The organism is Bradyrhizobium sp. CCGUVB23 (assembly GCF_024199885.1).
Taxonomy (GTDB): domain Bacteria; phylum Pseudomonadota; class Alphaproteobacteria; order Rhizobiales; family Xanthobacteraceae; genus Bradyrhizobium.
The window spans coordinates 1599718-1622369 of record NZ_JANADQ010000001.1; the positions used below are offsets into that span (position 1 = coordinate 1599718).

General features: G+C 65.1%; 20 protein-coding genes and 1 pseudogene. 8 read left to right on the plus strand and 13 right to left on the minus strand.

What is annotated here, in order from left to right:
• Positions 1–5 precede the first annotated feature (5 nt).
• Both NLN62_RS07525 and NLN62_RS07530 read right to left on the minus strand, forming a co-directional pair.
• Positions 6–845 (minus strand): shikimate dehydrogenase, encoded by an 840-nt coding sequence (locus NLN62_RS07525; protein WP_254108227.1) that lies wholly within the window; start codon positions 843–845, stop codon positions 6–8.
• Positions 846–1093: 248 nt separating this feature from the next.
• Positions 1094–1252, minus strand: a pseudogene (locus NLN62_RS07530) (IS5/IS1182 family transposase); the annotation flags it as partial.
• 169 nt (positions 1253–1421) lie between these two features.
• On the opposite strand from NLN62_RS07530, the gene NLN62_RS07535 reads away from it, so the two are divergent.
• Entirely contained in the window at positions 1422–1811 is a 390-nt protein-coding gene (locus tag NLN62_RS07535) for a hypothetical protein (protein WP_027526227.1), read from the plus strand.
• 208 nt (positions 1812–2019) lie between these two features.
• Here the strand turns inward: NLN62_RS07535 and NLN62_RS07540 are convergent, their stop codons facing one another.
• The 5 genes from NLN62_RS07540 to NLN62_RS07560 all read right to left on the minus strand — a co-directional run bounded on the left by NLN62_RS07540 (position 2020) and on the right by NLN62_RS07560 (position 11013).
• Complete coding sequence (locus tag NLN62_RS07540) at positions 2020–2886, minus strand: phytanoyl-CoA dioxygenase family protein (RefSeq protein ID WP_371932931.1); 867 nt, start codon at positions 2884–2886, stop codon at positions 2020–2022.
• Positions 2887–3294: 408 nt separating this feature from the next.
• Positions 3295–6741 (minus strand): AAA family ATPase, encoded by a 3447-nt coding sequence (locus tag NLN62_RS07545; RefSeq protein WP_254108229.1) that lies wholly within the window; start codon positions 6739–6741, stop codon positions 3295–3297.
• A gap of 207 nt (positions 6742–6948) precedes the next feature.
• On the minus strand, positions 6949–7974 hold the full coding sequence (locus NLN62_RS07550) for a histone deacetylase family protein (RefSeq protein WP_254108231.1): 1026 nt from the start codon (positions 7972–7974) through the stop codon (positions 6949–6951).
• Positions 7975–8102: 128 nt separating this feature from the next.
• Entirely contained in the window at positions 8103–8993 is an 891-nt protein-coding gene (locus tag NLN62_RS07555; RefSeq protein ID WP_254108233.1) for an SMP-30/gluconolactonase/LRE family protein, read from the minus strand.
• Between the two features lie 7 nt (positions 8994–9000).
• The gene (locus NLN62_RS07560; RefSeq protein WP_254113365.1) at positions 9001–11013 is read right to left on the minus strand and encodes a sorbosone dehydrogenase family protein; all 2013 of its coding nucleotides are present in this window, start codon (positions 11011–11013) and stop codon (positions 9001–9003) included.
• Positions 11014–11273: 260 nt separating this feature from the next.
• Between NLN62_RS07560 and NLN62_RS07565 the strand changes: the two genes are divergently transcribed.
• The 5 genes from NLN62_RS07565 (at position 11274) to NLN62_RS07585 (ending at position 14792) form a co-directional block, all read left to right on the plus strand.
• Positions 11274–11507 (plus strand): hypothetical protein, encoded by a 234-nt coding sequence (locus tag NLN62_RS07565; RefSeq protein WP_027526222.1) that lies wholly within the window; start codon positions 11274–11276, stop codon positions 11505–11507.
• Positions 11508–11517: 10 nt separating this feature from the next.
• Positions 11518–11694, plus strand: coding sequence for a hypothetical protein (locus tag NLN62_RS07570; protein ID WP_254108234.1), 177 nt, complete (start codon positions 11518–11520; stop codon positions 11692–11694).
• A gap of 120 nt (positions 11695–11814) precedes the next feature.
• Positions 11815–12630, plus strand: coding sequence for an arylamine N-acetyltransferase (locus NLN62_RS07575; protein WP_254108236.1), 816 nt, complete (start codon positions 11815–11817; stop codon positions 12628–12630).
• 263 nt (positions 12631–12893) lie between these two features.
• Positions 12894–14483 carry a gamma-glutamyltransferase gene (locus tag NLN62_RS07580; RefSeq protein ID WP_254108238.1) on the plus strand — a complete coding sequence of 530 codons (1590 nt, stop codon included), beginning with the start codon at positions 12894–12896 and terminating at the stop codon, positions 14481–14483.
• Between the two features lie 93 nt (positions 14484–14576).
• Positions 14577–14792, plus strand: coding sequence for a hypothetical protein (locus tag NLN62_RS07585; RefSeq protein ID WP_198031871.1), 216 nt, complete (start codon positions 14577–14579; stop codon positions 14790–14792).
• A 48-nt stretch (positions 14793–14840) separates the two neighbouring features.
• On the opposite strand, the gene NLN62_RS07590 is transcribed toward NLN62_RS07585, so the two are convergent.
• Genes NLN62_RS07590 through NLN62_RS07605 form a run of 4 tightly spaced genes read right to left on the minus strand, consistent with a single transcriptional unit; the run spans position 14841 to position 18287 of the window.
• Positions 14841–16133: an FAD-binding oxidoreductase gene (locus tag NLN62_RS07590; protein ID WP_254108240.1), complete on the minus strand. Its 1293-nt coding sequence runs from the start codon at positions 16131–16133 to the stop codon at positions 14841–14843.
• 13 nt (positions 16134–16146) lie between these two features.
• Positions 16147–16878 (minus strand): amino acid ABC transporter ATP-binding protein, encoded by a 732-nt coding sequence (locus NLN62_RS07595; RefSeq protein WP_254108243.1) that lies wholly within the window; start codon positions 16876–16878, stop codon positions 16147–16149.
• Complete coding sequence (locus NLN62_RS07600; RefSeq protein WP_254108245.1) at positions 16875–17528, minus strand: amino acid ABC transporter permease; 654 nt, start codon at positions 17526–17528, stop codon at positions 16875–16877. The genes NLN62_RS07595 and NLN62_RS07600 overlap by 4 nt, the downstream gene beginning before the upstream one ends.
• Before the next feature lie 6 nt (positions 17529–17534).
• The gene (locus NLN62_RS07605; protein ID WP_254108247.1) at positions 17535–18287 is read right to left on the minus strand and encodes an ABC transporter substrate-binding protein; all 753 of its coding nucleotides are present in this window, start codon (positions 18285–18287) and stop codon (positions 17535–17537) included.
• Between the two features lie 177 nt (positions 18288–18464).
• Here NLN62_RS07605 and NLN62_RS07610 point away from each other — a divergent pair, with 177 nt between their 5' ends.
• Positions 18465–19115 (plus strand): helix-turn-helix domain-containing protein, encoded by a 651-nt coding sequence (locus NLN62_RS07610; protein ID WP_027526215.1) that lies wholly within the window; start codon positions 18465–18467, stop codon positions 19113–19115.
• Positions 19116–19208: 93 nt separating this feature from the next.
• Here NLN62_RS07610 and NLN62_RS07615 read toward each other — a convergent pair whose 3' ends face one another.
• Together NLN62_RS07615 and NLN62_RS07620 are read right to left on the minus strand one after the other, a co-directional pair.
• On the minus strand, positions 19209–20474 hold the full coding sequence (locus NLN62_RS07615) for a D-amino acid dehydrogenase (protein WP_254108249.1): 1266 nt from the start codon (positions 20472–20474) through the stop codon (positions 19209–19211).
• A gap of 73 nt (positions 20475–20547) precedes the next feature.
• Positions 20548–21876: an aspartate aminotransferase family protein gene (locus NLN62_RS07620; RefSeq protein WP_254108251.1), complete on the minus strand. Its 1329-nt coding sequence runs from the start codon at positions 21874–21876 to the stop codon at positions 20548–20550.
• Between the two features lie 147 nt (positions 21877–22023).
• Here NLN62_RS07620 and NLN62_RS07625 point away from each other — a divergent pair, with 147 nt between their 5' ends.
• Positions 22024–22572, plus strand: a complete 549-nt coding sequence (locus NLN62_RS07625; RefSeq protein WP_027526212.1) for a cupin domain-containing protein — start codon at positions 22024–22026, stop codon at positions 22570–22572.
• The last annotated feature ends 80 nt before the right edge of the window (positions 22573–22652 follow it).

The following is a 22652-nucleotide window of genomic DNA, read 5'->3' on the forward strand; positions in this document are numbered from 1 at the left end:
AACTTCTAGAAGGTCGCTTCGATGGCCTTGATGAGATCGGGCGTCACGTCGGGCATGACGCCGAACCAGGCCTTGAAGGCGATCCGTGCCTGGTTGAGCAGCAGGCCGAGCCCGTTCACGGTCTTGCAGCCGCGCGTGCGGGCCTCAGCCAGGAACCGCGTCTCGAGCGGCGTGTAGATGAGATCGGCAACCAGGGTCGACGGCTTCAGCCGCGACAGGTCGATCTCGAGTGCATCCTTGCCGACCATGCCGCGATCGGTGCAGTTGACGACCAGCGCCTTGTCGGCGACCGCAGCGCTGCGGTCCGCCCAGGCGACGGTGCGGACATTTGCGCCGAACTCTTTCGCCAAGGCTTCCGCCTTGTCCGCCGTGCGGTTGGCGATCAGGATCTCGCGCGCGCCGTTTTCGAGCAGCGCCACGACCACCGCACGTGAGGCTCCACCGGCGCCGAGCAGCAGAATCGGTCCCTCGTCGGCACGCCAGTCCTCACGCGCATCGCGCAGGCTCTGCACAAAACCGTTGCCATCATTGTTGAAGCCTGAGAGCGTGCCGTCCTCTTCGACGACTATGGTGTTGACGGCACCGATGCGGCGCGCGGTGTCGTTGACGCGGGCGAGCAGCGCCATCGCCGTCTGCTTGTGAGGCATGGTGACGTTGCAGCCGCGGAAGCCGAGCGCGACGAGACCCGGCAGCGCGTCCTTCAGCCGCTCGGGCTGAACCGCGAGCGGCACATAGACGCCGCGGATGCCGTGGGCATTCAGCCAATAATTGTGAATCACCGGCGAGCGCGAATGCGCGACCGGCATTCCGATGATACCGGCGAGTCCAAAGCCGTTTGCGGACATGCTTTCGATCCATCCTCCGTTGGCGCGATACGCGCTCTCCGCGCATCGGCCGGCCCTTGCCGGCGCGAAGAGCGGCCGGCGGACCTCTGTTCTTGGTCAACTGTACAAGACTATTAGGCGGAACGCCAATCGCAGGCAATCTGAATCTCGGGCCCAAGGCCCGGCCGCGTATCGCGCATATTGTGAGATACGGGCGAGCGCCGGCTCTAGCCGTCCGTCGGCAGGCCCTGAGCAATGCCGAGGAAGCACTAGGACGCGGACTCATCAAGACGCAGCCACAGCCGGATTGAAGCAAGCTGTACGAACGCGAGGTAATTTACGGCGAGCCTGTCATAGCGTGTCGCCACACGCCGACATTGTTTGATCCTGTTGAAGAACCGCTCGACCCGGTTGCGGGCGCGGTGGAGATACGGACGATATTGGTCGGATCGAAATCCTGCACAGGCTGTCGCCCACACTGGTATGTCGCCTCCTCGGCGCCGAGCTTTTGGGCTATCATACTGAGGCGGAGCGGATTGCTTCGCGCTGTGTGTTTTTTTGTCAGAACCGGTGCACAGCCGCGCCGGGAGACTACCCATGGCAAACTCAAAAGCGATCGCTGGTCTAATCGGCCCGTCCCTGATCGCGCTTGCGGCCGCGTTGCTCATCAATCTGGGCTCGATGTCGGCACTGGTCGAGGCAGTCTCGCGCGATCCGGCGGTCGTGCTGGTCTCAGGGGTCGTTTCCTTCGTGGCCGGGCTCGCTGTCGTGCGCGTGCACAATCACTGGGCCGCAGATTGGGCGGTTCTTGTCACGATCTTCGGCTGGCTTCTGCTGATCGGCGGCCTGGTTCGCATGCTGTTTCCGATCTGGCTCGCTGGAATGGCTGCGACCCTCAGCCTCAGCACGGGGCTTATTGTGGGAGAGGCCGTCGTGTTTCTCGTGATCGGGGCTTTCCTGTCTTACAAGGCCTACATGAACGGCTGAGGAAGGCAGCGATCGGGCAGCCGACCAAGTTCGCCTTGCTGCGCGCTCGCCCGTGGCCGCTATCGAGGTGCTGGAGAAATGGGCAGCCTTGCCGGCCCGGGCAGAAGCGTCGAGGATGACCCGGGGCGGACCTCGCCCTTCGCTCCGGTACTGGTGCGAAATTGAAGAAGTTCGCACCAGTGGGAAAGTCAGCCTCTCAGCGATTCATTTAGCCGCCGGCCGACGTTTCGGGTCCGGTCGGACCTGGGTCGTTAAGCCCCTCTCCCTGAAGAGCCTGCCGGATCGCAATCTCGACCGGCGAGTAATCACCGTTCTCGCGGTCGAGCCGGACAGGGTCCTGCGGATGCGGATGCAGCGGCGGCTGCGCCATGAACCGCGGTGTCGTCCCCTGATGCCGTTGCCCGGCGTGGACGAGGAAGGGATGGCACAGGTAGACATCGCCGGCCTCGCCGGTCGCCAGCGCTTCGGGCCGGTCGGCACCCATCTGGTCCAGCATCATATCTTCATGTGACATCCCCGCCTCGCCGGCCGTCGCAAGGTGGCGCGCCATGTCGATGTGCGATCCCACCCGTATGCGCGTCGGGGCGTCGTGCGGGCCGACGTCGGAGAACAGGAACAGCATCAACAGGGTGCGGCCGCGCGACCTCACGTTCGCGCGCCGCTCGTTCGGATCGCCGCCATCGGGGGAAAAGCTTGTATCAATGTGCCAGCCGTCGTCGCCGGGCGCATCCGGATGCGGGAAGCGCACCACAAACGTGCCCCCGAAGCCCAGCGACCCCAGGCGCCAGCGACCCTTGCCGGCGATTTGGTCCAACGCGGCGTGCAGCACCGGTGTGCGTTCGGCCTTCAGGAACGGCGGGTCCTTGTAGCCGGAAAGCCGGATCACCGGCTTTGTCCATGTCCCCGGATCGTGAGGATCGCAGCCGGTATCGCGCCACAGGATGGCGCGGGCTTCATCGGCAAGTTCGCGCGGAAAGGCTCGGTCGATGCGGACGAATCCGTCGCGAACGAATCGCTGTATCTGATCGTCGCTGAGCGCGCGCATCTCATCAGCAGGCATGAAGATCATCCTCATATCGCTCTAGGCTGGTCACCTATCGCTGCGCGATGCAACGTTGGTGCGGCCTATTGGTCCAGTAATGTAAGATGGGACGGCTAGGCGGCTGCCCAGCACGCTCTCGTCTTCCGCCCGCTCGAAGCAGGCGCCGTTAACGGCTCAGGAAGAAGACCGAAGCGATATCGGATGCGCGGATCATCATGATAATTCAGCTTGGCACAGATAGGGTGAAGGATCAATGCACGACTTGAGGCCGACAATAGGTGCAAGACCAAAGATCAAGAGTCCGCATCTGGCCCATCGCGACACTTGCTGCGGTTGTACAAAGGCGGTCGGTGTCGGGGCGAACCGGACATCGACGAAGATTTATGAGTACGCGCGCTAGCAGCGCGAGCGCGGAGGCGCGTTCCCAGCCAAGGGCGACGCTTACCGCTCCACGTCGACCTGCTGCCTGCCGAGCTGCTTCAGCAGTTGCGCCGCCTGCGTTAGGTCCGGCGTCAGGAAGCCTTCGCTGAACTTGCCGATGATGGGGCCGAGCAGCCGTTCGGCCTGCCCGGCCTTGCCCGCGTCCTCCCAGAGCCGCGCAAGGCTGATCGCTGTCCTGAGCTCCCAGGACTGTGCACCCTGCTTGCGGGCGACGTCGAGCGAGAGCTCATAGAGATCTTCGGCGTCATGGGCCGAACTCGGCCCGCCCTCGGCGAGCGTGATCTCGCCCTGCAACCGATAGACTTCGGCGAGGTAGGAGTGATCGCCGGTGCGCCGTGCGGTCGCGAGTGCGCCATCGAGCGCGCGCAAGGCTGCCTCGCGGAAGCCGGCCTTCGCATAGGCCTCGGCCAACAGGCATCTGAACCAGCAGCCGGCGAGCCAGGAGTCCATCGCCTCATACTCGTCGAGACCGACGCGCATCTGGCTCAATCCATCGTCGACGTCGCCAAGCTGCGTCAGCGCCCAGCCGCGCAGGATCGCAGCCTGCTGCTTCCAGTGCAGGAAATTGTGCTCGGTGGCGAGGATCATCGCGCGGTTGGCGTGATCGCGGGTGCCTTCGACGTCGCGCAGGTGCTGGCAGAGATAGGCGCCGAACACCAGCGCGAAGGCAAGCGTGAAGGGATGGCGGATCTTCTCGGCGTTCGCGATCGCCTGTTCGCTATGCTGGCGTGCCGCATCGGAGCGGCCGAGGAACCACAGGAGATAGCCGAGATAGGACAGCGACACGACGCCGGGATCGGTGCCGTGCCGCACCATCAGGTCGGCGTGCAGATCCGCGCTATAGAGATTGATGCAACGGTGCAGATGATGCTGGGCAGCCGCAAAACGCCCGCGATAGAGCATGGTCATCGCGATGGCGCGATGGGCCTCCATGAGATAGCCGGTCTGCTGCGCGGGCCGCGCCCGCTCGCTCTGCCGCACGCGCTTGGCAAACTTCAACAGTTCGACGCTGAGATCGTGCGCGCGCGTCAGATCCGCGCGGATGAAATGGCAGACCCAGAGCCCGCGCGTCGCCGCGAACGTCTTCTCCTCGTCGTCGAGCTCATGGCCGAGTTCGAGGGCGCGGATATAGTTTTCCTCCACCTCATGCACCGCATAGCCCTTGGCGGCGATCAACGCGTTGCCCAGCGCAATTCGCAGCTCGAGCTCCATTTCGCCCGCGCCCTGAATACGGGCATTGGCCTGGACGACGCTCAAGCCCCGACGCAAGTGCCCGATCGCCTCCAGATTGCCGCCGGTCTTCGCGGCCTGCTCGCCGGCCTTGAGCCAGAAGCTCGCGGCGCCTTCGCTCTGGCCGGATTCGGTCAGATGATGTGCGAGAAGCTCGGGCTCGCGCGCCGTCTTCTCCGGATACATCTCGGCGAGCACTTGGGCGATCCGCGAATGCAGCTTGCGCCGCTCGCTGTGCAACAGGCTGGCATGTGCCGCGTTCTGGATCATCACGTGCTTGAACGCGTAGAGCGCATCCGGCGGATGGCCGCCGCGCACGATCAGGCCGGCCTCCTCCAGATGATCGAGTGCCGCCTCGATCTGGTCGGCGGGCGTGTTGGCGACGGCGTGAAGCGTCTCGTAGGAGAACTCGCGGCCGATGGTGGCGCCGATCTGCGCGATCTTCTTGAACGGGCCCATGCGGTCGAGGCGCGCCATCAGCGAGTCCGTCAGCGTCGCCGGGATCGCGAGCTGCCGCCACTCGCCGGACAGCACGTAGCGGCCGTGCCGTTCGGTCAAGAGGTTGGATTCGAGGACGGTCTTGGTCAATTCCTCCAGGAACAGCGGCACGCCGTCGGTCTTGACGATGATCTCCTCGACGACCTCCTTGGGCAGCTCCCGCCCGGCAACGCGCTCGACCAGAGTCGTGCGCAATTGCCGGCTCAACCGGTTCAAGACCAGCGTCGTGATGTGCGAATGCGCATTCCAGCTCGGCTGAAACTCCGACCGCGCGGTGATGACGACGAGGATCGGCTGGCCCTGCACCTTGTCGACCAGGAGATCGATGACCTCGCGCGAGGTCGGATCGATCCAGTGCAGGTCCTCGAAGGCAATCACCAGCGGCTGCTCGCGCGCAAGCCCGAGCAGATGGTTGACGATGGCCGACACCGTCGCGTCCTTCTGCTGCTGCGGCGACAGGTCGAGCGGCGGGTAGCGGTCGCCCGTCGGGATCGACAGCAGCGCAGCGAACAGCGGGGTCACCTGCGCGACGTCGTTTCCCGTAGCCGCCACGGCGGCCTCGAGATTGGAGAGCGACATCGCGCTCGCATCCTCGCGATCGAGCCCGAGCGCGAATTTGAGCTGCGCGCTGAACGGATAGAACGCGGTCGAGGTGTAGTACGGAGAGCACTGCAACGAGATCTGCCCGTGCCGCTCACCCGCGATGGCCGCGAATATCTCCTGGACGATGCGGGACTTGCCGATCCCGGGCTCGCCGAACAGCACCACGACCTGTCCGTCGCCCCGCCTCGCCTGCTGCCAGCGCCCCGTCAGCAGCGAGACCTCCTCCTCGCGATTGACGCGCGGCGTCAGCCGCGTGCCCATGGCCGCGGCGAAGCGAGTCTCTACGCGCGAGGGCCGCACCACGTGCCAGGCCTGGACCTTCCCGGAAAGACCCTTGAGCGCCTGGAGGCCGAGATTGCGGTAGTCGAACTTGCCCTTCAGCAGCGACTGGGTGGAGGCGGAGATGACCACGCCGTTCGGCGGCGCCAGTCCCTGGAGCCGCGCGGCGAGATTGACGGTTTCGCCGACCGCGGAATCGCGCTCCTCGGTGCCCTGGCCGACGAGATCGCCGACCACGACGAGACCGGTGGCGATGCCGATGCGGACCGCCGGTGCATGGCTCGGCGCGCCGCGCGGCTCGACCGCGCGTGCCGTCGACAGCACCCGCACGATCTCGAGCCCGGCGCGCACCGCGCGCTCGGCGTCGTCCTCATGCGCGGTCGGATAGCCGAAATAGACCAGGATGCCGTCGCCGACGAAGCGGGCAGCAAACCCCTCATAATGCTTGACCACGCGGACGCAGGTCTCGCGAAAGCTCGCGATCATGTCGCGCACGTCTTCGGGGTCGAACTGGGTCGAGAGCGGGGTCGAATCCACCATGTCGCAGAACATGGTGGTGAGCTGCCGCCGCTCGGCGCCGACCTCCGCGCGCGCCGTAGTCTGCGGGGCGGGTGGCGGCTGGGCCGGTTCGGGCGAAAGCAGCGTCGCCATCGCCCGGCGCAGCCGCTTGCGATCACCGAGCGGCAGGCCGAGTTCTGCGAGATCGGCCTCGGTCAGGTCGGGCATGACGTCGAGGCCGAGGCGATGCTGTGTAAAAAGTTCGGTGTATTGGCCGAGCCCCGCGCCCTCAAGCCAGCCTTTCAAATCCGTTTCCGTCGCCGCGCCCGGCTCCAGCATGCTGCTTCCGTTCGACTGCACACTCCATCCAGGAGAATATGCCCTCAACCACAAAGTTTGAGAGCCAAAACTCCATCTCGGACCGGACGCGTTTCACAGTTTTTTGAATAATAGCTCAACTGGATCGAAAAGGCACGGCGTCACTCACTCGGACTCTGCTCTCGCAAAATCCGACCTCTCCCCACGCGCGGGAGAGGCGACGCCGGATCACCGCACCTCTTGAAAGCCCGCCAGCACCGACGTCAGGTTCGCGCCGAGGATATCGGAGAGATAACCGCCCTCCTGCACGAACACGGTCGGCAGTCCCATGCGCGCGATCGCCTGGCCGATGCGGCGGAAGCCGGGCGTGGTGACGGCAAGCCCTCTCAGCGGATCGTGCTCGGAGGCGTCCAGACCAAGCGCCACGACGAGCGCGCCGGGCGCGAATGCTTCGATCGCGGTCCTGGCGTGCGCGAGCGCCTGCATGTAACCGTCATCGCCCGTGCCGATCGGCAGCGGGATGTTGAGATTGGTGCCAAGCCCCTCGCCCTCGCCGCGCTCATGCGCATAGCCCCACACGAACGGATAGTACGCGACCGGATCGGCATGGATCGAGATGGTGTAGACGTCGGGCCGCGCATAGAAGATGCCTTGCGTGCCGTTGCCGTGATGCACGTCGACGTCGAGGATCACGACGCGCTCATGCCTGAGCCGCAGATGCGCGGCCGCGACGGCGCTGTTGTTGAGGAAGCAGAAGCCGCCGGCCATGTCGCGATAGGCGTGATGGCCAGGCGGACGGCAGAGCGCGTAGGCAGCATCCTCGCCGTCCATCACGAGCTGCGCCGCGGTGGTCGCAACATCCGTCGCCGCGCAGGCCGCCGCCCAGGTGCCAGGCCCGATCGGCGCCGCGGTATCGGCGGTGTGCCAGCCGAGCTTGCCGACGATATGCGTCGGATAGGTCGCGGCATGGCGCACGGGATGGATATTGCCGATCATCTCCGGTCCGGAATCGCCGAGCGCGCTCCAGGCGTCCCAGGCCTCAGAGAGAAAAGCAAGATATTCCGGACTGTGAATCCGAGCCCGCGGTCCCTGCCCGAATGTGGTCGGCTCGACCAGTTGATGCTTACCGTCCTTCAAACCCTTGAGCAGCCGGTCCGCGCGCTCGGGCTGCTCGGTCGTGCGCTTGACGACCCCGCGCACCAGGAAGAATTGCGGATCGTGGCTGCGATGCAGTTCGGTATAAAGGGCTTTCACGTGGGCGGCTCCATTGCCTTGGGATCGGATGACGTCTTGATCCCGGCGGCGCTACGATGCAAGCAAGAACAGTGCCGCATCTTGCGCGCGTGCCCTGCGTGGCGCGCGGATCGCACCCGATGCACGGCTCAGCAACGGCCGCGTTGCACGCAATGCTCGCGGCCCTGCTGATCGGTGCGGAAGGCCTCGATGAAGCCGCCCTGTCGCTGCGTGACGAAGACGGTCTTGCCGTCGTCGCCGCCGAACGCGAGGTTGGTCGGCTCCTTGCCTTTCAGGGCGACCTCACGCTGGACCGCGCCATTGGGCTTCATGACCGCGATCGTGCCCTTGAGAATGCGCGCGACATAGAGCCTGCCGCTGACGTCGGTGCGCAGACCGTCGATGGTGTCGGGCTGGAACGTCTTGATCAGCTTGGCGTCAGTGAGCTCTGTGCCGCGTATCGTATAAGACCAGACCTCGCCGCTGTTGGATTCGCCGACATAAAGCGTCTTGCCGTCCGGGCTGAGATCGATGCCGTTGGTGGTGCCCATCGCGCGCGGCGCCGTCATGACCTGGCCCTGCACCGATCCGTCAGCGGCCTTGGCGATGCGCCAGACGTGGCCCTCGCGCCCCTTCCAGTTCGGATCGCTCGCATAGATGGTGCCGTCGCGCGCCATCGTCATGTCATTGGGCTGCTTCATCTCGTCGGAGTGAAACCAGAGTCGCGGCTCCGCATTGCCCTTGGGAAGCGCGAAGATGTTGTGGCCCTTGTAGTCGGCGACGAACATGGTGCCGTCGCGATCGAAGCGGATGGAGTTGCCGACGCTGCCTTGCGGGAGCTCCGCAAAAGTTTCGGAGGCCGCGCCTCCCGCCGGCAATCTGCCGATCGTGCCGGGCTTGCCGAGATTGACCACGAACAGGTTGCCGTCGAGATCGACGGCGGGCCCTTCGATGCCGAAGGTGTACTCGCCAGCCGGCGTCACCTGCGCGCTTTCGAACAGCTTGGTCTGCGCTCCGGCCGGCTGCGTCGCCAGCATCATGAGAATGCTACTGCAAAGGCACCAGATCGTTCTGCTGGATGTAGTAGCCATCGTCGTCGGTGCATTCGCCGTTGAGATAGGGATCGGCCGGCCGGTAGAACCGGCTGAAGCCGGCTTTGTCTACAGCGGTCCTTTGTGTCACGACGACGACCTTGGCGGCCGGTATTTCGCCGCATTCCTTGCCGCTGCGCGCGACGAATTTGCGCGTCGGCGGGCCGGGCTTGATGCGCATGCGCGTTCCCGGAACCATATTTGCAACCAGCGAGTCCGCATAGTCGAGCTGGCGGGCGTAGCCGGGCTCGGTCTTCGCCAGCGCTTCGCCGCCCGGCGGCATCAGCTTCTCGGCGCCGATCCCGCGCAGGCGCGTGCGCAGCTTCCCGGACCCGGGATCGCCAGGATAGATCCAGCCGTCCTGTGTCAGCATGAAGCGCAGCACGGTCTGGTCCTTCTCGGTGTCGGACTGGCCCTGCTTCAGTCCGAAATCAGAATGGCAGCCGACGCAGTGCTTCTCCACGACCCCCTTGCGCAGTGCCGAGAGCCGGTCCCTGTTCTGTGCGTCCTTGGCAACGAAGGCGGCGAGCTGGTCGATCTGCGCAGGGCTTCGCATGTCGCAGGGGAGCGGCTCCGGACCAGTGCCATCAGTGCGATCGATCCGGATCACGGTCTGGTTCTTGTCCTCCACCAGCCAGATCGCGCCATCCTCCGCAACGGTGATGCCGACGGGCGCGCCCTGCGGCCGCGCGCCGTTCACGCGGTGCCAGCCGGAGACCAGTTCCTCGAAAGGCGCCGCGGCGACCTCGCCCGCGTCGGTCTGGAAGCTGCGCGTCGGCTCGGCGGCGCAGCTTACATGGTAGCGGACCGGCGGCGGACTGATTTTGGGGAAGCCGTGATCGTCGACATCGTAGACCAGGAGGCGGCTGCCGGTCGGGCGATAGCCGTGGAGGGCGATCAGCAGCTTGCCCTCCAGCTCCGGAAATTTTGCGCCGTGATAGTAGAGCATGCCGAGCGGCGCGCCGTGCGGGGGCAGCAGCGAAAACGGCTGCTTGTAGAGGGCATTGCCGGCGCAGAGGTTCTTGTAAGGCCCCGATTGAAGCACCAGCCTGAATTCCGGACTCGCCGTCGAGAGGTCGTAGCAATAGGGCCAGCCGTAGTGCTTGCCCTGCTCGATCGCGTTGATCTCCTCGTTCGGCTTGAAGATGTCGGGCAGGTCGCGGCCGTTCTCGCCCTGCAGGAAGGCGTAGCCGGGATCGGGAAATTGCCGGTGCAGCGCCATCGAGTTGCGCAGGCCGCGCGCATAGACCTCGTGCGGCGGATTGGGATCGCTGGGCTTCAATGCAGGGAAGACGCCGCCTGAAGGCGGCGTGAACATCCAGATCGCGGCGAGCGCCGAGGCGCCTTCCGCCGGCGCGCATGGCCGCGTGATCGGCGGCTGGGTGATGCAGTCATCGCTATGCGAGCCGACATTGACGAACAGCCGCCCGGTGCGGTCGAACGCGAACTGCTTGAGCGGATGCGCGCTCTCCTCGACCTTGGTGCCGTCAGGCAAGGTGAGCCGGCGGCCCGGCAGATGATGAAGGATAGTCTCGACCGTGCTGTGCGGATTGTCGGCAAGCGGATCGACGCGGAAAATCGTCTCGTCGGTGGACGCATAGAGTTTTTTGTCGGGACCTATCACCAGACCAAAGGGATATTCGATCCCCGTGAGCAGCTCCTTGATCCGCTTGCCCTCGGCTGCACGGGGATCGAGCAGCAGCAGCCGGCCATCGGTGTGGCCCCAGCCGCCCATGTCGGTCACCACAAACAGCTCGTGGCCGGGAATCTGGATGATCGATCGCGGGAATTTGAGATGATCCTCTTCGCTGGCGACGAGACCTGCGCAAAACCCTTGGCGGAGGTCGATCTTGAGCCTCGGGAAGGCGAGATCGCCGCTGCCGCAGGTATCCGTGCCGATCGCATAGCCGCTTCTCCGGATCGGGTCGGACGACGCCGGCGGCGCAAGGCCAAGCCCCGCGGCCAGCAGAATGCATGCGAACGTCCCCGGCCGGCCCCAGGTTTCTCTGGTGAATTGCAAGTTTCCCCCTCCCCTCGCCCCCGGCAAAATCGAGAGTTCCATGCCTCCGCCGCGCCGTCCAGCCGAAGGTTAAGAATCAGTAACGCGCTCACCGTCCCGTGAATCGGAACATCCGTAAATTCCCTTACCGGGTTGAACCCGAATATTTCCGACAACGTCAGAGTGTTATGGGTTGATTGCGTCCGATTCGCTCCCTGGAGGAGACGGCTATGGTCCAAGTTTATTTTCATTGTTCGAATACTGACGGCATGTTGATCGACCGGCACGGCACCGCCGTGTCGAACCTGACCGAGGCCCGCGACCGTGCCGCGCAAATCATGCACTCGATGATCATGGTGCCCGGCGACGAAGACTGGCGCGACTGGATCCTGCACGTCAGCGACGACGACGGCGAGGAGATCTTCGACGTGCCGTTCAGCTCCGTGCTCGGCAAGCCGCACTGAGGACATTGCCATGCTGATCGCTTCGCTCACGCTGCTTCGCCACCACGTCTCCGCGATCGCCACGCGATGGCAGACGCTGGTGAAGCTCGCGGGCAATCCCTACCGCCCCGAGCTGCACTACATGCGCGGCCCGGGGCCGAAATGGCACGCCAAGCACGGCAACCGCCGCAGGGATGGCCGGCTCTGAGCGCGACCTCGCCGGGCCGAAACGCACAATCCTCCCCATCACCACGACGCCGATTTAAGGCTTTCATCAGGGAACAGCCTTGTCTACCTTGCCGCCCTTTCAGGCAGCAGGGGCCATTTCATGCCGAATGAATTCCATTTGGACAACTACCTGACGCGCATCGGTCATGGCGCGGCGGTGAAGCCGGATCTGGCCACGCTCACCGCGCTTCACAGCGCTCACGTCGACGCGATCCCGTTCGAGGGGCTCAATCCGCTGTTGCGCCGGCCGGTCCACCTCGATCTGCCGTCCGTGCAGGCCAAGCTCGTCGACTCCCGGCGCGGTGGTTATTGCTTCGAGCAGAACGCGCTGTTCAAGGCGGCGCTCGAGCGCATCGGCTTCACCGTGACGGGCCTTGGCGCGCGCGTGCGGTGGATGGCCGCACCCGACAGCCCGCTCGGGCCGAAGGTCCATATGCTGCTCAAGGTCGACCTGCCCGAGGGTCTCTACATCGCCGATGTCGGATTCGGCGCCTGCGTGATGGATAGCCCCTTGCAGTTCCGGACGGAGATCGAGCAGCGCACCGCGATGGGAACTTATCGGATCGACGAGACCAATGGCCTGTTCTCAATCAGCGCGAAACAGCCCCGCGGTTGGCGGACCATGTACGTCTTCGACCAGGTCCCGCAGCTTCAATCCGACTACGAGCTCGGCAACTATTTCACCTCGACGAGCTCCATCCCACCCTTCACCAGCACCCTGATCATGGAGCGCGTCGCAGCCGATACGCGCTACAAGCTGGCCAACCGCCGGCTGACCATCGAAGGACGCGACGGCGAGGTGAAAGGCGAGCGCACGATCGACAGCGCCGACGAGCTGGGGCTGGTGCTGGATGAGACGTTCAACGTCGAGCCCCCGGTGCCGCTCGAGGAGGTGTTTGCGAGGATTGGGGGATAGCGCGCTGGCGTCCCCTCTCCCCTTGCGAGACAGGTGAAGGGTCTCTCTCCGCGAGTCGCTCTGATGGTTGTGTTCGCGGATACAACCTCTCATCCGGCGCTTCGCGCCACCTTCTCCCGCAAGGGGAGAATGAACAAGGACGATCCCGCGCCTGCTTCACACCTGCCATGTTGCGCTTCGGTCTGGATCGTCGGCCGCGATCTGCCATTGTTGGCTCCCGTGCCACTCCGGCGCAATTCCATCCCACGCAACAAGATCGGCCCATGTCTCACCAGTTCAGCTATGCCCAGCAGCCCCGCAAACCCGCCCGCCACGCCAAGGGCGGCATCGTCGCGGCGCAGTCGCGCCGGGCGGCCGAGATCGGGGCGGAGGTGCTGGCCGCGGGCGGTGACTGCGTTGACGCGGTGGTCGCTACAACCTTCGCGCTCAACGTGCTGGAGCCCTGGATGAGCGGCATCGGCGGCGGCGGCATCATGGTGCTCTACCGCGCGAGCGAAGACCGTTACGAAGTGATCGACTACAACATGCGTGCGCCGCAAAGCCTGCGGGTCGAGGATTATCCGATCACGGGCCAGGGGGCTGCCTCCGATCTCTTCCCCTGGGCGCGAGTGAAGGACGACCGCAATATCCACGGCCCCGGCGCGATCGCTGTGCCCGGCGTCGTTGCCGGCATGGAGGAAGCTCATCGCCGCCACGCCAAACTGCCCTGGAAGGACCTTCTCGCACCAAGCGCGAAACTCGCCGGCGAAGGCCTGCTCGTCGACTGGTGGACGACGCTTATGATCGCGAGCAGCGCGCTCGACCTGCGGCGCTATCCCGCCAGCGCCGAGGCGTATCTTGTCGACGGCCTGCCGCCGAATGCACCGTGGGGCATCAATGCCGAGACGCGGCTGCCGCAGCGGAAATTGCAGGCAACGCTGGCGCACCTCGCCGCGGCCGGCCCACGCGATTTCTATCAGGGCGATCTCGCCAAAAGCATCGCCTCCGACATCCGGGCCGACGGCGGCGCCCTCTCGGTCGAGGACCTCGCCGCCTTCCGTGCGCATCTTCGCGAGCCGCTGAAAATTCCCTATCGCGGCGGCAAGGTGTTTGCGACGCCCGAGCTCACCGCCGGCCCTACGCTTGCGCATACGCTGCGCCTCTTGCAGCAGAACCTGAGGCCGGACGGCGCGCCCGATGCAACGGCCTACGCTGAATACGCCGCTGCCCTGCAAGCGGCCTATCGCGAGCGTCTCAAGGACATGGGCGATGCCGACGGCAAGCGGTCGCTCGGCGCCGAATATCTCGCGCCCGGCTGCACCACGCATTTCTCCGTGGTTGACCGCCACGGCAACATGGCCGCGGTGACGCAGACGCTGCTGTCGACCTTCGGCTCGAAATACGTGACGCCGCATTCCGGCATTCCCATGAACAACGGCGTCATGTGGTTTGATCCGACACCCGGCACGACCAACTCGCTGGCGCCCGGCAAACGCTGCCTCACCAACATCACGCCGGTTATCGCAGAAACCAGAGACGGCAAGCGCCTCGCAGTCGGCGCCTCCGGTGGCCGCCGCATCCTGCCCGCAGTGACGCAGCTCCTCTCCTTCGCGATGGACTATGGCATGGACCTCGATGCCGCAATCCACCAGCCGCGCATCGACGCCAGCGAAGGCGCCGTCGTGACCGGCGACCGCCGGTTGCCCGCGGACGCACGCAGGGCGCTCGCGGCGCGCTTCGACTATGAGGAGACGCAGGTGCAGTCCGTGCCGATGAAATTCGCCTGCCCGAGCATGGTGATGCGCGAGGGCGACACCAACTCCGGCGCGGTCGATATCTTCCAGCCCTGGGCCGATGCGGTAGCAGAGAGCTGAGCGTCACGACTCCTCCACATTTGCAGGCGACTTCCAGTCCGATGTCAGTTCATCGAACGGACAGAAGCGTACGTCCAAGAGGAGACCATTCTAATGAGGAAGCTTGCGCTCGCCGCAACATTGATCATCGCGGCTGGCTTCGCCATGCCAAACGCGGCATCCGCCAAAGGCGGTCATGGCCACGGACACGGCCACGGCGGATTCCATGGACATCACCATGGCACGCCACCGGGCTGGTATCACGGGCGCAAAGTCGGCTGGCGCGGTATGGGCTGCCCGCCCGGCCTGTGGAAGCAGGGCCGCTGCTGATATCGCCGACAACCTGCCAGGCGCCGCTCGACATCGGGCGGCGCCTTTCTAGATCCCCAGCCTGTCCCGTACGCGACCGGCAATCACTGCGCTCGTCACCCCGACCGGCCAGAACGCGTGCAACGGGATCGGCTTGATGCCGGTGATGGGCATGTCGATCTCCGCGCTCCTGCCACCGATCAGGCGGCGTGCGAGCTGCGCGCCCATTGCGGTGGAGAGCGCCACGCCGCGGCCGTTGCAGCCGAGCGAGATCAGGATGTCCTCCGCCGGCTCATGCACATGCGGATAATGATCCTTGGTGATGGCAAGGCGGCTGTTCCAGCCATGGGTCCAGGCGACGCCCCTGAGCTGCGGCCATAGCCGCTCGGCATAGCGCATGAGATAGGTCACATCGGACGGCGAGCTGATCCAGCGCATCGGGCCGCGGCCGCCCATCAGCAGGCGGTTCTGCTGATCGATGCGGTAGTAGACCGTGATGTGTCCGCTTTCGTAGAGCACGGAGCGTGTCGGCATGATCGAGCGGGCGACCTCGTCCGACAGCGGCGCGGTCGCAGCGATCGACGAAAACACCGGCACGATGGTGCGGCGAAGCGAAGGCCAGAGATCATCCGTAAACCCGTTGGTGGCGAGCAGCACCTTTTCGGCGCGCACGACCGCGCGCGGCGTCTCGATGCGCCAATGCGTGCCCTCGCGGCGCAAGGCGAGCGCCGGGGTTTCGCCGTGCACACTCGCACCGGCCGAGATCGCGGCGCGTGCCAGGCCACGGGCGTAGCTCAGCGGATGCAAATCGCCGCCGCGTGCATCCAGCATCGCGCACAGGTAGCGATCGGTGCCGGTGATCTCGCGCAATTGCTCGCGATTAAGCAGCGTCACTGGCATGGCGCGGCGAATGCACTGCTTTGCCGTGCTTTCGATCGCCGCAGCGCTTGCTTCGTTATAGGCCGCACGCAGCGTGCCGTTCTGCCGCGCCTCGCAGGGAATCTGGTACCGGCGGATCAGGTCGTGGGTAAAATTCGTTGTGCCGTAGGAGAATTCGATCATGCGGCGGCCGAGATCAGCGCCGAAATCGGCCTCGATCCGATCGGGATCGTGCTTCAGCCCCGGATTGGTGTGTCCGCCATTGTTACCGGACGCGCCCCAGCCCGGCTCCTGCGCCTCCAGCACCAGTGCCTCGACACCCTGCTCGGCCAGATGCAGCGCAGTGGACAGGCCGGTGTAGCCGCCGCCGACGATCGCGACAGAGACACTCTTGTCCGCATCGAGCGGCGGCGTGGGCACCGCCGCAACGGCGGTGTCGGCATAGAGCGAGGGCGGCAAAGGCAGGCGCACGGGCGCGGTCATGTCGGATACCGGATCAGAGCGGATGCAGCACGCGGCGCAGGAAATCCTGCGTCCGCGCATGCTGCGGTTGATTGAGCACCGCTTTCGCCGGCCCCTGCTCGACGATGACGCCGCCGTCGATGAACAGCACACGGTCCGCGACGTCGCGGGCAAAGCCCATCTCGTGGGTGACGACGACCATCGTCATGCCGTCATCGGCGAGCTTGCGCATCACGGAAAGCACCTCGCCGACGAGCTCGGGATCGAGCGCCGAGGTCGGCTCGTCGAACAGGATCGCCTTGGGCTGCATCGCGAGCGCGCGCGCGATCGCGACGCGCTGCTGCTGGCCACCGGAGAGCTGCGGCGGATGCATGTCGGCCTTTTCGGCCAGCCCCACCTGCGCGAGCAGCGCGCGGCCACGCTCCAGCGCCGCGGCGCGCGGCTCTTTCTTCACATAGAGTGGTCCTTCAACGACGTTCTCCAGCGCCGTGCGATGCGGGAACAGGTTGAAGCGCTGGAACACCATCGACACCTGTGTGCGGATCGAGACGATCGACGATGCATTGCGATCGACGCGCGTGCCCTCGACGCTGATGTCGCCGCGGTCGTAGCTTTCGAGCCCGTTGATGCAGCGCAGGATGGTCGACTTGCCGGAGCCGGACGGGCCGATGATGCAGACCACCTCGCCCTTCTCGACGGACGCCGTGATGCCCTTGAGCACCTCGACCTTGCCAAAGCTCTTGTGGACGTCGTCGAGCTCTATCATCGCTTGCCGGCCCGCTTCTCGAAATGACGGACGAGCAGGATCAGCGGGATGCTCATGGTGAGATACATCAGCGCCACGAGCGTGAACACGCTGGTGTTCTTGAAGGTCGAGGACGCGATCAACTTGCCCTGGAGCGCGAGTTCGGCGACCGTGATGGTTGAGGCCTGCGACGAATCCTTCAGCATCATGATCATGACGTTGCCGTAGGGCGGCAGCACGATGCGCACCGCCTGCGGCAGCACCACGCGGCGCATGGTGAGCCACCAGCCCATGCCGATGGTCTGTGCCGCCTCGATCTGCCCCTTTTCGATCGCCTCGATGCCGGCGCGGAAGTTTTCCGCCTGATAGGCCGAATAGGCGATGCCGAGCCCGAGGATCGCGGCCTGCAAGGCCGTGAGCGTGACGCCGAGATCGGGCATCACGAAGTAGAGATAGAACAAGAGCACGATGATCGGGATGCCGCGGATCACGTTGATCACGCTGGCGCTCAGGCCGGACAGAAAGCCGATGCCGGAGACCCGCATCAGGGCCCAGACCAGCCCGAGCAACGTCGACAGGATCAGCGAGCCGATGGTAACGACGATCGTGAGCGCGACGCCGTTCAGGAGGATCGGAAAGAACTCAACGGTGTCGCGCCAAAAGCCCTGCATCGGCGATCAGCCCTTCAGGCCCCATTTGTCCAGGATCTTGTCCACGGTGCCGTTGGCCTTCAGCCGGCCGAGCGAGGCGTTGATCTTCCCGAGCAGCTCGGTGTCGGTCTTGCGCACGCCGATGCCGACCGAGCCGACGGTCACGGGCTTGTAGCTCGTAACGAGGCGCACCTCGGGGAAGCCACCCTGCTTGAGGTTGTAGGCGAGGATCGGATAGTCGGCGAAGCCGGCCTTGAGACGGGCGGCGTTCACGTCGCGCAAAATGTCGGGAATGGTGTCATAGGCCTTCACGTCGCTGAACAGGCCCGATTTCTTCAGCGCATCGACGAAGGCGGTGCCGACCTGGGCGCCGACCACCTCACCCTTCAGATCTTCCTGCGACGCATAGGCCTTGGTATCGCTCTTCGGCACCACGAGACCTTCGCCATAGGTATAGATCGGATCGGAGAAATCGATCACCTCCTTGCGCGGCGCGGTGATGAACATCGCGGCGGCAATGATGTCGATCTTGTTCGAGGTCAGCGAGGGGATCAGCGCCGAGAACTGCATCGGCTCGATCTGGACGTTGAGGCCGGCGTCCTTGCCGACCTCGGTGATGAGATCGACCATGACGCCCTGGATGGTGTTGGTCTTGGTGTCGAGGAAAGTGAAGGGGATACCAGTCGGGGTCGAGCCAACCTTCAGCACCTGCTGCGCGGATGCCGGCACGCTGGCTGCAAGGGCGAGCGCCGCGACCGCGGCTTGAACGAAACGCTTCATCGCAATCCCCCTGTTGGGTTCGGCCGATGACGGCGCGCCCGCTTGTGACGGATATTGCGGGTCGGGCCGTTTCGGCTTATTTTCACCAATATGAAAATTTGGTCACACTTTCGCGGACGATGCAAGCGGTTTTCATGCACATGAAGGAAGCGGTTTGACGTGAGCGGTGGCAAAAGAATGCGCAAACCGGCCGCCGCCAAGGCGGTGAAGAAGGCAAAGGCCGTCGCCAAACCGGCCGCCAAGCCGGTCGAGCCGGCGATGGACGTCGCGGTCGGACGCCGCATCCGCGATCTCAGGCGCACGCGGCAACTCTCGCTCGAAACGGTCGCCGAGCGCACGTCGCTGTCGATCGGCTTCCTCAGCCAGATTGAGCGCGGCCTGTCCTCGCCATCGCTGCGCGTGCTCGCGACACTTGCCGACGTGCTCGGCGTCGGCATCGCCGCGCTGTTCGGCGCGAGTCCGAGCACGGACGGCGCATCCGATTCCGTGGTGACGCGCGGAATGCAACGGCCGGAGCTGAAGCTCTGGCGCACCGGCATATCAAAACAGCTCCTCAGCGCCGCAGGCGCCGAGAACCGGCTCAACCTGTTCCTGGTGCATCTCGAGCCCGGCGGCTCGACCGGCGATGAACTCTACACCCATGATGGCGAAGAGGCCGGCCTCGTGCTCGAAGGCGAAATGATGCTCACGGTGGACACGGAGACGTGGTCGCTGAAGACGGGCGACAGTTTTCGCTTTGCCAGCCGCAGGCCGCACCGGTTTTCCAATCCGGCTGATGATGCGAAGGCAGTCGTGCTGTGGGTGAACTGCGTGACGGGGGCGAGTTAATCTGAGTCATTCCGGGGCGATGCGAAGCATCGAACCCGGAATCTCGAGATTCCGGGTTCGCCTCTTCGAGGCGCCCCGGAATGACAGTGCAAATCACCCAAACCGGTGCGCGTAGCGATCCACCGTCAGCTCGCTGGTGTCGATCTCCGGCTTCTTGCCCGAGAGCATGTCCGCGAGGACGCGGCCGGAGCCACAGGACATGGTCCAGCCAAGCGTGCCGTGGCCGGTGTTGAGATGGAGATTCGGATAGCGCGTGGCGCCGATCACGGGCGGGCCGTCCGGAGTCATTGGCCGCAGACCGCTCCAGAAGGTCGCTCTGGAGAGATCGCCGCCGCGCGGGAAGAGATCCGTCACCGAGTGATCGAGCGTGGCGCGGCGCGCGGCATAGAGCTTGTCGGAATAGCCGGAGATTTCCGCGGTGCCGCCGACGCGGATGCGATTGCCGAGCCGCGTGATCGCGACCTTGTAGCTCTCGTCCATCACGGTCGATTCCGGCGCGCCGGAGGCGTCCTTGATCGGCACCGTGATCGAATAGCCCTTCACCGGAAAGACCGGCAGCGAAATCCCGAGGGGAGCAACGAGCCGCGACGACCAGCTCCCGAGCGCGACGACGTAGGCATCCGCCTGCAACAGGCCGGCGCCGGTCGCAACGCTGGTGACGCGCGAGGCGTCCGTGACGATGCCGTCGATGGACGTGTTGAACATGAAGCGGACGCCGAGCTTTTCGGCCTCCGCGGCCAGCGCCTGCGTGAACATGTGGCAGTCGCCGGTCTCGTCCTCCGGCAGCCGCAGGCCGCCGACGATCTTTTCCTTCACGCCGGCGAGCGCCGGCTCGGCCGCGATGCAGCCCTCGCGATTGAGCACTTCATAGGGCACGCCATACTGCTTCAGCACGGCGATGTCCTCAGCCGTGCCGTCGAGCTGCGCCTGGTAGCGGAAGAGCTGGAGCGTGCCCTTGGAGCGCTCGTCATATTGAATGCCGATGTCCTTGCGCAAAGCGCGCAGGCAATCGCGGCTATATTCCGCGATCGGGATCATCCGGCTCTTGTTGACGGCGTAGCGCGCGGACGTGCAGTTGCGCAGCATCTTGAGCAGCCAGACCCACATCACGGGATCGATCTTCGGCCGGATCACCAGAGGGCCGTGCTTCATCAAGAGCCATTTGATCGCCTTCACCGGCACGCCGGGGCCGGCCCAGGGCGAGGAATAGCCGGGCGAGACCTCGCCGGCATTGGCAAAGGACGTCTCGAGCGCCGGCTCGCCCTGACGGTCGACGACCGTCACCTCATGGCCGGCCCGCGCGAGGTAGTAGGCAGAGGTTACACCGATGACACCGCTGCCGAGGATCAGGACTTTCACGTTTCGCACCACTCCCGCGGCGTTTGTCGCGCCGCTAGCAAGAACAAGGGGTCGAGATCCGCGAGAGCAATTATCAGGCCACGCGCTTGATGGCGTCGCCGAGAATCGAGACCATCTGGTCGATGTGGCTCTTCTCGACGATCAGGGGCGGCGACATTGCGAAGGAGTCGCCGCTCATGCGCAGATAGAGGCCAGTGTTGAAGCAGTCGACCATGATGTCATAGCCGCGCGCACCAACCGCACCATCACGGGGCGAGACCTCGACCGCGCCCATCAGGCCGCAATTGCGGATGTCGACGACGTTCGGCAGGCCTTTGAGCGAATGCAGCGCATCGCGCCAGTAGTCGGCGATGTCAGCGCCGCGGGTGAGCAGGCCCTCATCCTTGTAGATGTCGAGCGTCGCGATGCCGGCGGCGCAGGCGACAGGATGTGCCGAATAGGTGTAGCCGTGGAACAGCTCGATCTGGCCCTCCGGGCCGGTCATCAGACCATCGTGAACCTTGCGGCTCGCGAACACGGCGCCGCAGGGCACGGTGCCGTTGGTGATGCCCTTGGCCGTCGTCATCAGGTCCGGCGTGACGCCGAAGAAACAGGCGGCGAACGGCGTACCGAGGCGACCGAAGCCGGTGATGACCTCGTCGAAGATCAGGAGAATGCCGTGCTTGTCGCAGATCTCGCGCAGGCGCTTGAGATAACCTACCGGCGGCGGCAGCACTGCGGTCGAGCCCGGCACAGGCTCGACGATGACAGCGGCGATCGTCTCGGCGCCATGCAGCGCAACGAGGCGCTCGAGATCGTCGGCGAGCTCGGCGCCGTGCGCGGGCTGGTCCTTGGCAAAGGCGTTGCGGGCAAGATCATGGGTGTGGCGGATGTGATCGACGCCTGGCAGATGCGTCGCAAACGCGCGGCGGTTCGCCACCATGCCGCCGACCGACATGCCGCCGAAACCGACGCCGTGATAGCCGCGCTCGCGGCCGATCAGGCGGGTGCGGCTCGACTGGCCGGTGGCGCGATGATAGGCGAGCGCGATCTTGAGCGCAGTGTCGACCGACTCGGAGCCGGAATTGGTGAAGAAGATACGATCGAGGCCCTTAGGCGCGATCTCGGCGAGCCGCTCGGCGAAGTCGAACGAAAGCGGATGACCCATATTGAATGACGGCGCGAAATCGAGCGTCATGAGCTGCTTCTCGACCGCAGCCGCAATCTGCTTGCGGCCGTGGCCGGCGTTGACGCACCACAGGCCAGCGGAGCCGTCGATCACCTTGCGGCCGTCGACGCTGGTGTAATGCATACCCTCGGCCGAGGAGAACAGGCGCGGCGCCTTCTTGAACTGCCGGTTGGCCGTGAACGGCATCCAGTGCGAATCGGTCTTGATGGTGTTCGGAATCTGGTGAAGGGTCACGGGCCGCTCCTTTGCTGACCCGATAGCAGAGCCACGGCTTCAAAAGCGCAACAAGTCCTTTTCTGCGCACCGGCAACCCATTGATCTGGCTGGGGCTGCCGGTCCATATTTGCGCGATCCGCAACACCTGCAACAGGGATTTGCACCATGAGCGTCGACATCGGTGGACGGCTGCGATTCATCCGGGCCCGCCACAAGCTGTCGCAGCGCGAGCTCGCCAAACGCTCCGGCGTCACCAATTCGACGATCTCGCTGATCGAATCCAACCAGATGAACCCGTCCGTCGGCGCGCTCAAGCGCATCCTCGACGGCATCCCGATGGGGCTCGCCGAGTTCTTCGCGCTGGAGCCGGAGAAGCGGCGCAAGATCTTCTACCGCACGGAGGAGTTGACCGAGGTCGGCAAGAAGCCGATCTCCTACCGCCAGGTCGGCGACAATCTGTTCGGCCGGAGCTTGCAGATCCTGAAAGAACGCTACGAGCCCGGCAGCGACACCGGCCGCGTGCCGCTCGTGCATGACGGCGAGGAGGGCGGCGTGGTGATCTCCGGCAAGCTCGAGGTGACGGTCGAGGACGAGCGGCGCATCCTCAATCCCGGCGATGCCTATTATTTCGAAAGCCGCAGGCCGCACCGCTTCCGCTGCGTAGGCGGCAAGCCGTGCGAGGTGATCTCGGCCTGCACGCCGCCGACGTTCTGAGGTGCTGGCAGACCCGCCGCTATGCTTGCGCAGGGTCAAGGAATACAGTCCGCGGTGATGCGCCGGATAAACTGCAACCG